Below are 15,733 nucleotides of genomic sequence, written 5' to 3'. Positions count from 1 at the left end.
TCTTGATTATATCAATCAACCCCATGGTGAGCGCGCTCGTGAGCCAGTATCTGAGTTCTAACGAGGCGGCGGCGCTGCTGGGCGTGTCCCGCCAGACCCTTTATGCTTATGTCAGTCGTGGGCTGATTGCCGCGCAGAGCGTTGATGACGATCCTCGCCGCAGCCTGTACCCGCGTGATGCCGTTCAACGCCTGGCCGAGGCGCGTCGACGTGGTCGCAGGCCCAAGGAGGTGGCCCGCTCGGCGCTCGATTGGGGTGTGCCGGCGCTGGAATCCGCAATTACGCTGGTCAGAAATGGGCGGCTTTCCTATCGCGGTCGGGATATCGAGGCGTTGGCGGGCGAGGCGAGCCTGGAGGACGTGGCTGCCCTGCTGTGGGGATGTCGGCGCGAGGAGGCGTTTCCCGATATTGCTCCGGCCATGTTGCCGGGTTATGCAGCGCTTCTGCCGTTTTATCGCGACACGCCACCCACCGAAGCGCTGCCGGCGCTGCTGCTTGCCGCCGCCGATGACGGCGATACGGCGCAGTGGCGCCGCAAGAACGCAGACTTTTCAGCAAGCTGTGGTGGGCTTGTCCGCCAGCTTTTCGCGGCCGCTCAGCAAACCGAGCCCTCGTCTGAGCCGCTGCATCGGCAATTGGCGCAGAGCTGGGGTCTTGACGATGACGGCGCCGACCTGTTGCGGATGGCGCTTGTTCTTTGCGCCGATCATGAAATGAATGCGTCCACCTTCACGGCGCGTTGCATCGCGTCGACCGGCGCCAGCCTGCGGGCGGCGGTGCTTGGTGGTCTCGGTGCGCTGAGCGGTAGTCGCCACGGTGCCATGACCACCCGGGTCGAAAGCTTCTGGCGAGGACTTGGCGACGCGCCGCTGCGGCCGGCTTTACAACAACGTCTTGCCTCGGGAGAGGATATACCGGGTCTGGGGCACCCGCTTTATCCCCTCGGGGATATCAGGGCGAGGATCCTGCTGGAGCGGGTCTTGCCGCGTTTTCCCGAGGCGCACGCGTTGATCGCCGAGGTAAGAGCGCTGACCGGCCAGGAACCGTCGATCGACTTTGCGCTCGTGGTCTTGCGCCGTCACCTGCGCCTGCCAGAAGGTGCCGCCTTCACGCTGTTTGCGCTGGGGCGATCGGTGGGATGGATCGCCCATGCGCTGGAACAGGCCGAACAGGGGCAGTTGATCCGGCCGCGTGCCGTCTATACCGGGCCTGAGCCATTGGCGGATGCCTAGAATCCGCGATCCTTGACCGATTGCATCACGACAAAGGTCGAGGTGCTGGAGACATGGGGCAGGCTCGATATCTTTTCGCCGAGAACCAGCCGATAGCGCCTGATGTCCGCGGTTCTGACCTTTAGCAGATAGTCGAAGGAGCCCGCGATCATGTGGCATTCCTCGACCTCGCGGATTTTCTTCACCGCTGCGTTGAATTCCGAAAGGGCGGCCTCGCGCGTGTCAGAAAGTTTCACCTCGGCAAAAGCGATATGATCAAGGCCGAATTTTCGCGGGTCGAGGCTCGCCTTGAAGCCGGTGATGTAACCCTCGGCCATCAGCCGCTTCAGCCTGACCTGGCAGGGCGTCTTGGAGAGCCCTACCTTTTCCGAGAGGTCGGTGATGGAAAGCCTGCCATCCTCCACCAGCGCGTCGATGATCTTGCGGTCGAATTGGTCAAGTTCACTGTCAATATCGCTTTTCATAGTCGTTTTGTGCCGCCAATCCTCTAAAGAAAAGTCATTTTTTCTGGTTTTCGCCCGATTTCAAGTCTGCAGCCATTCCGGCGCGGTGATATCATGCGTGAAGGCTTGAAAAGGAAGGTCCTGCAGATGTCTGGAGCAGTCGATATCAGGGGTAAAGTGGAAAACTCGGGGTCCGGATCGGCATCGGGCGGGCCTGATATCTTCGCCGATTTCGCGCCGCCGATCCGACCGCAAAGCCCCTTGAGACAGGCCATCACATCCGCATATCGCAGAGCTGAACCGGAGTGCATAGCGCCCCTGCTGGAGCAGGCCACGCTGAGCGACGACATCAGGAGCGCCGCCAAGGAAACAGCACGCAAGCTGATCACGGCACTCAGGGCCAAACACAAGGGCTCAGGGGTTGAGGGGTTGGTCCACGAATACTCGCTGTCGAGCCAGGAGGGCGTGGCGCTGATGTGCCTGGCAGAGGCACTGTTGCGCATTCCCGATACCGCCACGCGCGATGCCCTGATCCGCGACAAGATCGCCGATGGCGACTGGCGGGCGCATCTGGGCGGCGGTCGCTCGCTGTTCGTCAATGCCGCCACCTGGGGTCTTGTGGTGACCGGCAAGCTTACGGCAACGGTCAATGACCGCAGCCTCTCTGCCGCGCTCACCCGGCTGATCGCCCGCTGCGGCGAGTCTGTCATCCGCCGCGGTGTCGACATGGCCATGCGCATGATGGGGGAACAATTCGTCACCGGCGAGACGATCGAGGAGGCGCTGGACCGCGCCCGCACGCTGGAGCAGCGCGGGTTCCAGTATTCCTACGACATGCTGGGAGAGGCCGCGACCACGGCGGTGGATGCGGCACGGTATTATCGTGACTACGAGGCGGCCATTCACGCCATCGGCAAGGCATCAGCCGGGCGCGGCATCTATGGCGGCCCTGGCATTTCCATCAAGCTGTCAGCGCTGCATCCGCGCTACTCCCGCGCCCAGGCCGGGAGGGTGATGGAAGAGCTGTTGCCGCGCGTGAAGGCGCTGGCGGCGATTGCCCGGTCCTATGATATCGGCCTCAACATCGATGCCGAGGAAGCCGACCGGCTCGAGCTTTCCCTGGATCTTCTGGAGGATCTTTGCTTCGATCCAGATCTGTCGGGGTGGAACGGGATCGGCTTCGTGGTGCAGGCCTATGGCAAGCGCTGCCCGTTCGTGCTCGACCATGTGATTGATCTCGCACTGCGATCCGGACGGCGCATCATGGTGCGCCTGGTCAAGGGCGCCTATTGGGATGCGGAGATCAAGCGGGCTCAACTGGATGGCCTGCCGGATTTTCCGGTCTTCACCCGCAAGGTCCATACCGACGTCTCATATATTGCCTGCGCCCGCAAATTGCTGGCGAATACCGATTGGGTGTTTCCGCAGTTTGCGACCCACAATGCCCAGACGCTGGCGACGATCTACCAAATGGCCGGGCCTGATTTTGCGATCGGTCGCTACGAGTTCCAGTGCCTTCACGGCATGGGGGAGCCGCTTTACGACGAGGTGGTGGGCAAGGCCAATCTCGATCGTCCATGCCGCATCTACGCCCCTGTCGGCACGCATGAGACGCTGCTGGCCTATCTGGTTCGGCGTCTGCTGGAAAACGGCGCCAACTCCTCCTTCGTCAACCGCATTGCCGATCCGGCCGTTTCGGTGGAAGACCTGATTGCCGATCCGGTGGATGTCGTCCGCGCCATGGCGCAGCCCGGCGCCAAGCATGATCGCATCGCGCTGCCAGCCGACCTGTTTGGCAAGGGCAGGGTCAATTCCGCCGGCCTTGATCTGTCCAATGAGGCGGTCCTCGAAGACCTCAGCGCCAGTCTGAAGGCCGGCGCGCACAAGGCGTGGACGGCGTTGCCGGTGCTGGCCGATGGCGTGGCGAATGGACAGGCGATTTCGGTGCTCAATCCCGGCGATCACCGCGACATCGTCGGAACTGTCGTGGAGACCAGCGAAGCCGATGCGCGGCGCGCGGTAGCACTGGCTGCGGAGCGCGCGGCGGCCTGGGCCTCCGTTGCGCCTGCTGCGCGTGCCGCCTGCCTCAATCGGGCGGCGGACCTGATGCAGGAGCGCATGCCTGATCTGCTCGGCCTGATCGCGCGTGAAGCCGGCAAATCGCTTCCCAATGCGATAGCGGAGGTGCGTGAGGCGATCGATTTCCTGCGTTATTATGCGCAGCAGGCGAGCCGTACGCTGGGTCCATCCCATGCGCCGCTCGGGCCGATCGTCTGCATCAGCCCCTGGAATTTCCCGCTTGCCATCTTCACCGGCCAGATCGCGGCGGCGCTGGTCGCCGGTAATCCCGTGCTGGCCAAGCCTGCCGAGGAAACGCCGCTGATTGCAGCGGAAGGGGTGCGGATTCTGCATGAGGCCGGCATTCCCTTGGAGGCGCTGCAATTCCTCCCAGGCGATGGCCGTGTCGGTGCGGCTCTCGTTGCCGCGCCGGAGACGGCGGGCGTGATGTTTACCGGCTCGACGGAGGTCGCGCGGCTCATCCAGTCGCAGTTGGCCGGCCGGCTGTCAGCCTCCGGCAAGCCAATTCCGCTGATTGCGGAAACCGGCGGGCAGAATGCGATGATCGTCGACAGTTCGGCCTTGGCGGAACAGGTGGTGGCCGATGTCATCGCTTCGGCCTTCGACAGCGCCGGCCAGCGGTGCTCGGCGCTGCGGGCGCTCTGCCTGCAGGAGGAGGTTGCCGACCGGGTGCTCTCCATGCTCAAGGGCGCGCTGCATGAATTGAAGATTGGCCGGACCGACAGGCTCAGCGTCGATGTCGGACCCGTGATAACAGCCGAAGCCAAGGGCATCATCGAGGCGCATATCGAGGCGATGCGCGGGCTGGGCCGCAAGGTCGAACAGATCGGCCTTTCGGAAGATGCGGCCAACGGCACCTTCGTTCCCCCGACAATCATCGAGCTTAAGCACCTCAGCGATCTGAAGCGCGAGGTGTTCGGGCCGGTGCTGCATGTGATCCGCTACAAGCGCAGCGAGATCGACCTGTTGATCGACGATATCAATGCCCTGGGCTACGGCCTCACCTTCGGCCTGCACACGCGGCTTGACGAGACGATCGCCCATGTCACGAGCCGGATCAGGGTCGGGAACATCTATGTCAACCGCAACGTGATTGGCGCCGTGGTGGGCGTGCAGCCCTTTGGCGGCCGCGGTCTCTCCGGAACGGGACCCAAGGCCGGCGGACCGCTCTATCTGGGCCGTCTCGTCTCCAAGGCCCCGGTGCCGCCGCAGCACAGTTCGGTGCATGCCGACCCCGCCATTCATGAATTCGCCAATTGGCTCCTGTCGCGGGGCGACGCTGCCGCCGCCGAGGCCGTCCGGACAATGGGCGGCAATGCGGCGCTCGGGCTGTCGCTGGAGCTGGATGGTCCCGTCGGCGAGCGCAACCTCTATGCCCTGCATCCGCGTGGCCGTATCCTGATCCTGCCGGAAACGGAGGCGGGGCTGGTGCGCCAGATCGGGGCCGTTCTCGCGACGGGCAACCACGCGGTGGTCAAGTCCGGCCCGGATCTGCTGAAAGCGTTTGGTGGTCTGCCTGAGGCGGTTGCCTCACGCATTGCATGGTCGGAGGATATGTCCTCGCCAGGGGGCTATGCCGGTGCCCTGATCGAGGGGGAAGGGGATCGGGTCGTTTCCTGCACCAAGGCGATCGCGGATCTTCCCGGTCCCCTGGTGCTGGTCCAGGCCGCTAGCAGCAAGTCGCTGGCTGAGGATGCGGAAGCCTATTGCCTGAACTGGCTGCTCGAGGAAGTCTCGACCTCCATCAACACGGCCGCTGCCGGCGGCAATGCCAGCCTGATGGCGATTGGATAGGCCGCGCGCTTCCCTTCAACTCTGAAAGGATTTAGGAATTGCCGCGGCAGGCAAGCGAGGGGAGTGCGACATGGACATGCTGGTGAAACTCTATGATCTCCGGCCGGATGCCGAGCTTGACGCGCGGATTGCGGCGCATGGATTCGAGATCCGCCTGGCGCTGCCGCCGGAACTGCATGTCGTAACACGCTGGATTGCCAGCCGCTTCGGCGAGGGCTGGGCGAGCGAGGCAACCATTGCGATGTCCAGGCAGCCGGTCAGCTGTCTTCTGGCGACAGTAGAAGGAAAACTTGCGGGCTTTGCCTGTTATGATGCCACTGCGCGTGGCTTCTTCGGTCCGACGGGTGTCGATGAAAGCCATCGGAGCAAGGGCGTGGGGCAGGCCCTTCTGCTGCGGGCTTTGTTGGCCATGCGGGATATTGGCTATGGCTATGCCGTGATTGGCAGCGCCGGGCCTATGGAATTCTATCGCCGCACGGTTGGCGCCATTCCCATCGAAGGGTCGAAGCCGGGGATCTACCGAGGCATGCTGGATCTTGGGCCCACCGGTCCGACGGGATCATGAGTGGGCGGCCATCACGGCCTTCAGCGCTCTGACAGCCTCCACATCGGTTTCCCGGCTGTCCGGCCGGATGAAGCCGAATTCAGCAAGTCGCGGATCGGGATTGTCGGGCAGCTTCGAGCAGGAGGCGTGCAGTTCGGTGATGCCGGATATGGCCAGAAAGCGATCTGCGCATTCGGCGCGGACGCCGCCGCCCGGCATGATCGACAGCCGGTCGCCCGCCTTCGCCGCCAGGGCAGCCAGATTTTCCAGACCTTCCAATCCGGTCCTGTGACCGCCCGAGGTCAGGATACGGCGGAAGCCGAGACCAACGGCGGTTTCCAGCGCCTCGAACAGATCGGGTGCGAGGTCAAAGGCGCGGTGCAGCGTCATGGCCATGCCATCGGCTTCAGCCACGAGGGCACGCAGCGCTTGTTCGTCCAGCCGGCCGTCCGCACGGGAGGCGCCGATCACGACTCCGGCGAGACCCGCTTCACGGGCCGCCGCGATATCCCGCCGCATGATGTCGACTTCATCAGGTCCATGGCGAAAGTCGCCGGGCCGTGGGCGGATCAGGGCATGAACCGGAATTGGCGCCGCCGCCGCCAGCCACATGAAACCCGCACTCGGGGTGAGGCCGCCAACGGAAAGCGCCGCGCAAAGTTCGATCCTGTCGGCCCCGCCAGCGATGGCGGCGGCAAGGCCCGCGGCATCGTCAACGCATATTTCCAGCAGTCTTTCCTTCATGTCAGTGCGCTTTTCCCATGTCTCAATCGTGTGCCTTGATCCCGCGGCGCCCATCCAGGGCAAAGACCAGCGCGACACCGCAAAGGCCCGCGACAGCGCCGAGGATCGAGGTTCCCGAGTAGTCGCTTATCGCGGTGCCCAGGGCAAAAAGCAACGAGCTCAGGCCGCCGCTCAGGAAGATGTTGACGGCGATCAACGAACTGCCCAGTCCCGCGCGATCGGCGATCAAGTTCTGCAGATAGGTAATGGGAATGGCGATGATGCCGGCTGCCCCGAGGCCACTGATCAGGCTCAAGACATAGACGTCCGTTGGGCTGTCGGCCAGGCCGAGCAACACGAGGTAGGCGCAATAGATGAGTGCCCCGGCCGACATGGCGATGACCGTGGAGGTGCGCGCCTCCACCCAGCCCCAGAAGATGATGAAGATGATTTCCAGGAATGCGACGATGCCGACGATCACGCCGACATCGGCCGGCGTTCCGCCCGCTTTGCCCGTTGTCACCAGCGGCAGAACGGCGCCGTTGACATGCAGCATCGAGGTGATGAGTGCGATGCCGAGAAGCCTTGGCAGCACGCTGCGAGACCCGATGAGCCGCACCGATGCCAGGTAGGGATAGTGCTGACGGCTGTCCGTGCCGGCGGATCCCTGCTTCTTGATGCCGAAGACGAAGAGCAGCAGGCACACCAGGCAGGCAAACGCGGCGATGAGGTAGGCCGGCAGCATGCTCGGCGCACCGGCGAGCAGAGCACCGACCAACCCCGGCACCAGCACCCAGGATGCGGACAAGACGGCACGGATCGCGGAGTTCACGGCTATCAGTTCGCGCACCGGCATGCCTGACGAGACGGCCCTGACATTGGCGAAAATCAGCGAATTCACCGAGTTGAAGATCGGTATGAAGATCAGTGCCGCGACGACAAAGCTCCATTGGGTGGGCACCGCATAGACCATGCCGAAACCGAGGATGCCCGAAAGGGCGGCCAGGATCATCGGCGAGCGAAAGTAGCCCAGGCGGTCCGCGACGATGCCAGAGGTGACGCTGGCGCTGACATTAACCACCGCTGCAATGAACATGAGCGCCGAATAGACGGCGTTGGACAGCCCCAGTTCGTTGATGCCGATCAGCGACATGTAAGGCGAGGTCGCAGCACCCGAGAAACCGAAGAAGAAGATTGCAAGCGCGCTCACCCTCACGGGCGGATGGCGATAGACAAGCGTCAGGGTCGACAGCATCGGGCACTACGTTCAAAAAGAGGAGCGCGCCGCCGAGACGGGCGACACGCGTGGAGTTTAACAGATGCGCCTACCAGCGCGCGGAATAGCGCACCGAAGGGCTATAGTCGAAGTCCTTGGCGAAGGGGTAGATCGGCTGGCCGCGGCGCTTGCTCGGCAGCGCCTCAATGTCCTGGTTGATGACGCCATCCGTCAGCGCCATTAGGTTGGGATTGGCAATCGGCGCCAACTCCGGCGAGAGGTAGCCTGACTTGACGACGAGGAGCCGCACGGTTTTCGGATCGATGCCGTGACGGGTGAAATCGGCGATGTTGTGATAGGGCCTGCGGCGTGCGGCCAGGATGACGGTGATCCCGCCGACCGCAATCACGGCCTGACGCTCTGACGCCACGCCGGTGTCATCCAGGCGAATGACCTTGACGGTGACCTCAGTTGACGGACTGGCGGGATCCAGGCTGCCGCCGATCGTGAGGTCGATCTCAGCCCCTTCGCCTGCGGTAAAACACTGTTCCACGGCCGGCAGGTCAGTGATGCCGCCGATCACGGCATCCTGCCAATCCCGCGCGATCAGCGCCTTCAGTACATCGCCACGATCGCCTACCCCGCCGCCGGTCGGATTGTCGCCGGAATCGGCGAGGATGATCGGCCGCGTCTCAGTCTTTGCGGCAATATCCAGCATGTCGTCGAGGGCGCCGGTGACCGGGCCGAACTGGAAGTCGCGCCGCGCCTGCCAATAGGCGCCGGCAATTTCTGTTGCCACGCGCTGGGCGGCATCCTTGTCGGTGGCGGTGACCACAGCGCAGGCCGTGGCGCGCGGTTCGTCCGCCCAGACATAGCCGATCATCAGGTTGGCATCCCAAATGCCGGGGGTGGTGTCGTGCTCCGGCAGCTTGCGGTAAAGGCTTGCCGTCGGCTCGTCCTCGGTCGAGGTACGCTCCCCCGGCAAAAGCACCGGCACCGGCGCCCAGGCGAGGCCGGGGCGTTCGCCTGTTCTCAGCGCTTTCAGCAGCATGGTCCAAGCCCGCACCATGGTCTCACGCACGTCGATATGGGGCGCCGTGCGATAGGCGGCGAAGATATCGAGCTGGTCGATGATGTGCTGGCTGACATTGCCATGGAGATCGTAGCTGGCCGCCACCACGCAATCCGGCCCGACAACCTTGCGGGCGGCGGAAATCCAGTCGCCTTCCGCGTCGTCCATGCCCTCGACATTCATCGCGCCATGCATGGCGAGATAGAGCCCGTCCAGCGGCAGCGCGGCTTTCAGTCCATCCAGGAATTCGGCCTTGAAGCCTTCATAAGTGGCGCGCGAGACCGGTCCGCCGGGAACGGCGCGCGCATGCAAAAGCGGCAGATGCTCCACATCCTCGGCGGCGAGGAAGTTGAAATAGTCTGCCGCCAGAAGTTCCTGCCCGCGAAAGACACGAAAATCCTCCGTCTGCATCAGGACGGGCGATGAGGTGCTGCATTCCGTGTGAATGCCACCAATGGCGATCCGCATGGTCATCTCCCCTCAGTAGCGCGGCGACAGGCGGACCAGGGCGGCAAAGCGCAGCCAGTCCTTGTTGTCGCGGGGCGTCCAGGCTGCCTCGGCGATGGCGGGCAGGCGTGGGAAGACCAGGTGGTTGAAATAGTCCCGGTTGAGGAAGTGCTCCGACCAGATGCAGGCCTGGACGCCGCGCATGTGGCGGGCCAGCTCCGGCGGAAACTCGGCCACGGCCTCATAGGTATAGGTATGCTGCGGCGGCACGGTGCCCGCCCAGCTGGCGCCCGGCTCCTGGAACTCTTCCGCCTGGACCATGTCGAGATAATAGGCCTGGCCAGGCGTCATGACGACATCATAGCCCTGTTGGGCCAGTTCAAGACCGACTTCGGGCTTCTGCCAGGCCATCAGCAGCGTGCCCGCGGGATTGACCCCGCCGCCGTGGCTGACTTCGTCCCATCCGGCAAGCAGCTTGCCGCGTTCCGCCAGCATCTGCTGGATGCGCTTCATGAAGTAGCTTTGCAGGCCGAAGGTCCCCTCGATGCCTTCGCGTTCCATCAACTTGCGGGCCAGTGGCGAGGCCATCCAGGTATTGGCCGCCACCTCGTCCCCGCCGATATGCAGGTACTTCGACGGGAAAAGCGTCACCATCTCGTCGAAGACCTTGCCCAGGAATTCGTAAGTCAGCTCGATGGCCGGGTTGAGGGCATTGTTCGGATAGCCCTGGACGGACCGATAGCTGTCGGGTGCTTCCTGGCCGTCGACCAGCTCCGGAATGGCGACCAGGGTTGCCGTGCTGTGACCGGGAATGTCGATTTCCGGAATGACGTCGATGTTCAGCGCCGTGGCATGGGCTACCAGTGCCCGCACGTTGTCCTGGGTATAAAATCCCGTCACCGGCTCCGCGCCGTTGCCGAGCTGTGGCAGCAGCGGCGCATCCGGCCCACGGGTTGCGCCCGTCGTCGTCAGTTCCGGATAGGCCTTGATCTCCAGCCGCCAGGCTTCGTCATCGGTCAGGTGCCAGTGGAAGACGTTCATCCGGAACCAGGCGAGGATATCGATGAGCCTGGAGACATCGGCCACGGGATAGAACTGGCGCGACACGTCGAGATGGCAGCCGCGCCAGCCGTAACGCGGGGCGTCCTTGATGCTGCCGGATACGGGGAAATGCAGGCCCTTGTTGCTGCGGGCACCCTGCAGCAGTTGGGCGAGAACGGTCAGGGCATACTGCCGCCCGCCCACCGAACTATGGGAGATGGTGATGAGATCGGCCGAGAAGTCCAGCGCATAGGCGTCCGCATCAAGGCTCGCGTCCTGTGTGAACCGGATCGCGCGGCCGTTCTCGATCTTGCCGAGGCTGAACGGCATGTGGCCGACGCTGAACAGGCGGCGGGAAAGCTGGTTGACTGCCTCGATCGCCCGGAGGTCGTCCAGCGTCGTTCCTTCGGCCGGATAGAGCGCATCAGGAAAGGCGTCGCCCGCTGTCAGGGCCGCTTCCGCGGGCCATGGCAGCATGTAAAACGGCTCGGTCACCCGGCCTTCCGGCAGCAAAGGCGGGGCCGGCTGGCTCGGCGCGCCTTCCAGCACGAGATCATCGACCGCAACCGTGACATGGCTGCCATCGGGCAGCGTCAGGATCGCCGACTTGGCGCCGTCGGTGCGATGCCGGGCAGGGCGATTGAGGCCATCCACGGTGAACCGCCAGGTGCCGCCGGGCTTCAGCTCAAAACCGGCAGGCGGCGCGTATTGATGGTAGTTGGCATTGCGCTGGATGAAGGTCGCATTGGTGCATTTTGACCGATCAATCACCCGCGTCAGCGAGGTATAGGCAAGCTTGAAATCCTTGATGGTCTCGTCGGACAGGTTCACCAGGGTAAAGACGAAGCCGCCATTCGGATCGTCTTGAGTCTTGTGCCACGAGTTTTCGAGGCGGAACGCGATCTTGGCCACGTGAGGTTCCCCTTGTTGGCTTAGGTTGCTCTCAATAATGCGGAGACTGGGAGAAGGTATGCGCCAGCTCGGTCTGCCCTGCGGTCAACCCGCAATCCACGGGCAGGCAGGTTCCGGTGATCGCGGCGGCCTGGTCGCTTGCCAGGAAGAAGACGGCATTGGCGACGTCTTCCGAGGTGGCGATGCGGCGCAGCGCATACCAGCGCTTGGCTTCCTCGAAGACATCGGGATTTGCCGCCGCGCGCGCTTCCCAGGCCTGGGTGCGCACCGTGCCGGGGGCGACGGCGTTGGCGCGGATGCCGAACTTGCCATACTCGACGGCGATCAGCCGGGTCAGGTGGATCAGACCAGCCTTTGCCGCGCTATAGGCCGGGTGGCCGAAAACGGCCATGCCATTGACCGAGGCGATATTGACGACCGAGCCGCCGGTTTCCTTCAGTCCGTCCTCCAGAGCGCGAAAGCAGAGAAACACGGCCTCTAGATTGAGCGCATTGTCCTGCCGCCAGATATCAGGCGTGGTGTCGTGCAGGCTGACCGCGCGTGCGGCACCGGCATTGTTGACCAGCGTCCGCACCGCGCCCGCGTCCATCACGGATTTCGCCATTGCGGAAACGCTTGTTGGGTCGGTGACGTCGCAGGCAAGCGCGCGAAAACGGGCCTCGCCACCCAGGTCTGCCAAGGCCTTTGCTGCCGCGTTCTCATCGATATCGACAAGGAAGACGAGGTCGTGGCTTGCGCCCAGGCGTTTGGCGATGGCGCGACCGATATCCCCGGCCGCTCCCGTCACCACGGCAATCGACGGTTTCATGGGTGAGGCTCCGTGTTGGGGTTCACGAACATGCCGTACAACAAGATCAATCCCCCAGAAGCTGGCGGTCGTCGCCATCGCGATGCTCGACCAGTTGTTGCTTGATGTGCCGAAGCGTCACCAGCGAGCGATCGCGATTGCGGTAGGCAACGAGGCTGGCGAGCACATCGATGACCGCGAGATAGGCAAAGCGCGTGGAGGTCGGCCGAAAGATATTGTCACCCTCCGGCAGGTCGATGCCCACCACGAGTTCGGCCGCCTTCGCCACGATGCTGTCCCTCTGGGTCAGCGCGATCGTGGTGATGTCGGCTTCGCGCGCGAGGTTGAAGCTGCGTACCAGTTCGGCGTTCCGGCCGGAGAAGGATGAGCCGATGATGACATCCTTGGGTCGAGCGGCTGCGGCCAGCATCAATTGCATGCCGTGGTCATTGCAGGCGGTGATGCGCGATCCCAAACGGAACAGCCGGTTCTGGATCTCGCTTGCGATCATCGAGGAGTTGCCCCCGGAGCCGAAGGCATAGATCATTTCGGCCTGGGACAGTTTCTCTGCGGCCTTGTCCAGCACATCGGGATCGAGTGCCCGGTGCATCAGGAACAAGGCGTTCTGCGCCTTGGTGATGATGTCGGTGGCCACGTCGGCCGGCTCCCGGCTCTTGGCTTCCGGATTGAGATAGCGGACCCCGACATAGGCTGTTTTCGCCAGGCTGACCTTGAAATCCGAAAAGCTCTGGCATCCCAGGCGACGACAGAAGCGGGTTACGGTCGGTGGCGATACTTCAGCACGCTCCGCGAGTTCGATGATCGAGGCGTTGACGGCAAATTCGAACTGATTGAGCAGGATGTCCGCAATCCGCTGTTCGGACTGGGAAAACTGTTCCCGCTCTTCCTGTATCTTCGCAAAGATATCCATCACTGCCTCGACGGACCGATCACGCGGGCTTTTTATAGGCGACGCAGTCGATCTCGACCTTGCAATCCACCATCATCGAAGCCTGGACGCAGGCGCGCGCCGGCGGATGCTCGCCGAAATACTGCTGGTAGATCTTGTTGAAGGTCCAGAAATCGCGGGGGTCATCCAGCCACACGCCGCAGCGGACGACATGCTCGACGCCGTAGCCGGCCTCATGCAGAATGGCGATCACATTGGCGATGGTCTTGTGCGTCTGCTCGATGATTCCGCCTGGAATGATCTCGCCGTTTTCCATCGCGACCTGGCCGGAAACATAGAGCCAGCCATCTGCCTCGACAGCGCGTGCGAAGGGGAGGCGCTGGCCGCCGGCGCCAGCCTGTTCGGCGCCATAACGTTTGATCGTCATGTTCAATCCATGCAAATGATTTTCTTTATTCGTTGACAAGTGACCATAAAAAACCGAGTTTGGCCACAAGAAAACGCCATTCATGAAAAGAATTTCAGTTTTGGAGCCTGCGATGCGCGATCCCTTCCAGAATCCCTTTCCGTCCAGCGATACAGCCCGGCACTCCATCTGGGAGATGCTGGTGCCGCGGGATATCGATGCCTTTCTGGCCGCGGACTGGTCCATGGTGGAGGATGATTTCATCGAGGACGGCTTCCTGGGGATCAGCGGCAACAAGCAGCCGAACCCCGATCGCTGGAGCCTCGCCTTCCCCACACTCAAGTCCTATCGGGACGAATGGCTGCGCCAGGCCCATGACTTTGCCAAGGGCAGCTATGGGGAAGACCCGCGCACGGCGATCTTTCGGACGACGACGCTCGAAGTCATCGAGATCGAGGGAGAGACGGCCCTGGTGCGCAAGAAGTTCGATGGCGGAATCAAGCAGGCCGACGGCTCCGTCGATCCGATGCATTGGCAGACGCTTTATTATTGCCGTCTTCACCAGGGCCGCTGGAAGATTTGCGGATTTACCGGCTATCTTCCCAATCCCATGGGTTAAGCCACGTCCGAGACGAATATAATCAGGGTTTCCATCCGTGCGCATCTTTACCGCTGCCCTTGCCACCGAGACCAACACCTTCTCGCCGATCTGTATTGACAGGCGCGACTTCGAGGCCTCGCTCTATGCGCCTCCGGGCAAGCATCCGGCCACACCAACGCTCTGCACCGCGCCAATCACGGTGGGGCGCAAGGTGACGGCGGAAATGGGCTGGACCCTGATCGAGGGCACTGCGGCCTGGGCCGACCCGGCCGGGCTTGTAAACCGGCTGGCCTATGAGGGGCTGCGCGATGAAATCCTCGACCAGTTGCGCGCGGCACTTCCCGTCGATGCGGTCGTGCTGGGCCTGCATGGCGCCATGGTGGCCGATGGCTATCTCGATCCGGAAGGGGATTTCCTCTCCCGCATCCGCGAGATCGTCGGCCCCGAGGTGCTGGTCTGCGCCGAACTCGATCCGCACAGCCATCTCACGGAAAAACGGGTGGCGGCCGCGGATTTTTTCGTCGTGTTCAAGGAATTTCCGCACACTGATTTCGTTGATCGCGCCGAGGATCTCTGGCGGATCGCCGTCGACACGCTGGAGGGCCGGGTGAAGCCGGAAATGGCGGTGTTCGATTGCCGGATGATCGACGTCTTTCCGACCTCAAAGGAGCCGATGCGCTCCTTTGTCGACAAGCTCATGGCCATCGAGGCCTCGGATGCCGAGGTGTTGTCGCTATCGGTCATTCACGGCTTCATGGCCGGTGATGTGCCGGAGCTTGGCACCAAGACGATTGCCGTGACCAACGGCCAGCCGGACAAGGCAGCCCGTCTGGCGCGGGAACTGGGGCTGGAACTCTATTCGAAGCGCGGCACCTTCCGCGTTGCCGAGATCAATGAGAAGGAGGCAGTCTCCCGGGCGATGGCCGCGTCCTCAAGACCTGTCGTCATCGCCGACATGTGGGACAATCCAGGCGGTGGCACGGCCGGAGACGCCACCGTCGTGCTCGCGGAACTGATGGCGCGTGGGGCCACCAATGTGGCGATCGGCACGATCTGGGATCCGATCGCCGTACAGATCTGCGCTGCTGCCGGGGAGGGCGCCGAGATCCCGCTGCGTTTCGGCGCCAAGTCTGCGCCGGGAACCGGCAATCCCATCGATGCCATTGTCCAGGTGGTGCGGGTGGTTCCGGATGCCGCCATGCGGTTTGGCGAGAGCTTTGCCGAATTTGGGCCCGCCGCCCACATCAGGTTCAACGGCATCGACGTGATCCTGAATACCGTGCGGGTGCAGAGCTACGATCCGTCGCTGTTTACCGCCATGGGCATCGATCCGACAACAAAAGACATTCTCGTCATCAAGTCGACCAATCATTTCTATGCCGCCTTTTCCAAGATCGCGTCTGATATTCTCTATTGCTCCGCAGGAACGCCCTATCCGAACAATCCCGCGACCAATCCCTATCGCCGCGCGCGCAAGGATATCTGGCCGATGATTGAAAACGCCCATGGCACGGAGGCTGCCTGAC

The 15,733-nt window shown here is 63.0% G+C and carries 13 protein-coding genes; 5 read left to right on the top strand and 8 right to left on the bottom strand.

The genetic code is table 11. The annotated features are described in order from the left end of the window. Positions 1 to 2 precede the first annotated feature (2 nt). On the top strand, positions 3 to 1,232 hold the full coding sequence (locus B9A97_RS02625) for a citrate synthase family protein (RefSeq protein WP_244564090.1): 1,230 nt from the start codon (positions 3 to 5) through the stop codon (positions 1,230 to 1,232). Here B9A97_RS02625 and B9A97_RS02620 read toward each other — a convergent pair. Then, positions 1,229 to 1,696: an Lrp/AsnC family transcriptional regulator gene (locus B9A97_RS02620; protein WP_084363395.1), complete on the bottom strand. Its 468-nt coding sequence runs from the start codon at positions 1,694 to 1,696 to the stop codon at positions 1,229 to 1,231. The two genes, B9A97_RS02625 and B9A97_RS02620, sit on opposite strands and share 4 nt — an antisense overlap. A 126-nt stretch (positions 1,697 to 1,822) precedes the next feature. On the opposite strand from B9A97_RS02620, the gene putA reads away from it, so the two are divergent. Together putA and B9A97_RS02610 are read left to right on the top strand one after the other, a co-directional pair. Next, positions 1,823 to 5,548 (top strand): trifunctional transcriptional regulator/proline dehydrogenase/L-glutamate gamma-semialdehyde dehydrogenase, encoded by a 3,726-nt coding sequence (gene putA, locus B9A97_RS02615; protein ID WP_084363394.1) that lies wholly within the window; start codon positions 1,823 to 1,825, stop codon positions 5,546 to 5,548. Between the two features lie 70 nt (positions 5,549 to 5,618). Further along, positions 5,619 to 6,113, top strand: coding sequence for a GNAT family N-acetyltransferase (locus B9A97_RS02610; RefSeq protein ID WP_084363393.1), 495 nt, complete (start codon positions 5,619 to 5,621; stop codon positions 6,111 to 6,113). Here B9A97_RS02610 and B9A97_RS02605 read toward each other — a convergent pair. The 7 genes from B9A97_RS02605 to B9A97_RS02575 form a co-directional block, all read right to left on the bottom strand. Next, complete coding sequence (locus B9A97_RS02605) at positions 6,108 to 6,836, bottom strand: copper homeostasis protein CutC (RefSeq protein WP_084363392.1); 729 nt, start codon at positions 6,834 to 6,836, stop codon at positions 6,108 to 6,110. The genes B9A97_RS02610 and B9A97_RS02605 overlap by 6 nt on opposite strands. Positions 6,837 to 6,858: 22 nt before the next feature. Further along, on the bottom strand, positions 6,859 to 8,070 hold the full coding sequence (locus tag B9A97_RS02600; RefSeq protein ID WP_084363391.1) for an MFS transporter: 1,212 nt from the start codon (positions 8,068 to 8,070) through the stop codon (positions 6,859 to 6,861). 70 nt (positions 8,071 to 8,140) lie between these two features. Next, positions 8,141 to 9,571, bottom strand: a complete 1,431-nt coding sequence (locus B9A97_RS02595) for a M81 family metallopeptidase (RefSeq protein WP_084363390.1) — start codon at positions 9,569 to 9,571, stop codon at positions 8,141 to 8,143. Between the two features lie 12 nt (positions 9,572 to 9,583). Further along, entirely contained in the window at positions 9,584 to 11,503 is a 1,920-nt protein-coding gene (locus tag B9A97_RS02590) for a beta-N-acetylhexosaminidase (RefSeq protein ID WP_084363389.1), read from the bottom strand. Between the two features lie 31 nt (positions 11,504 to 11,534). Then, positions 11,535 to 12,311 carry an SDR family oxidoreductase gene (locus tag B9A97_RS02585; protein WP_143530291.1) on the bottom strand — a complete coding sequence of 259 codons (777 nt, stop codon included), beginning with the start codon at positions 12,309 to 12,311 and terminating at the stop codon, positions 11,535 to 11,537. Positions 12,312 to 12,357: 46 nt separating this feature from the next. Continuing rightward, positions 12,358 to 13,221 carry a MurR/RpiR family transcriptional regulator gene (locus tag B9A97_RS02580; protein WP_084363387.1) on the bottom strand — a complete coding sequence of 288 codons (864 nt, stop codon included), beginning with the start codon at positions 13,219 to 13,221 and terminating at the stop codon, positions 12,358 to 12,360. Positions 13,222 to 13,240: 19 nt separating this feature from the next. Continuing rightward, a complete protein-coding gene (locus B9A97_RS02575; protein ID WP_084363504.1) occupies positions 13,241 to 13,627 on the bottom strand; it encodes a RidA family protein in 387 nt (128 codons plus the stop codon). A gap of 112 nt (positions 13,628 to 13,739) precedes the next feature. Between B9A97_RS02575 and B9A97_RS02570 the strand changes: the two genes are divergently transcribed. Both B9A97_RS02570 and B9A97_RS02565 read left to right on the top strand, forming a co-directional pair. Beyond that, a complete protein-coding gene (locus B9A97_RS02570) occupies positions 13,740 to 14,225 on the top strand; it encodes a hypothetical protein (RefSeq protein ID WP_084363386.1) in 486 nt (161 codons plus the stop codon). Positions 14,226 to 14,262: 37 nt separating this feature from the next. Then, a complete protein-coding gene (locus B9A97_RS02565; protein ID WP_084363385.1) occupies positions 14,263 to 15,732 on the top strand; it encodes a M81 family metallopeptidase in 1,470 nt (489 codons plus the stop codon). The last annotated feature ends 1 nt before the right edge of the window (position 15,733 follow it).

It is taken from the genome of Rhizobium sp. RU36D (genome assembly GCF_900176345.1).
Classification (GTDB): Bacteria; Pseudomonadota; Alphaproteobacteria; order Rhizobiales; family Rhizobiaceae; genus Allorhizobium.
This window is presented reverse-complemented; position numbering and strand designations above follow the sequence as displayed.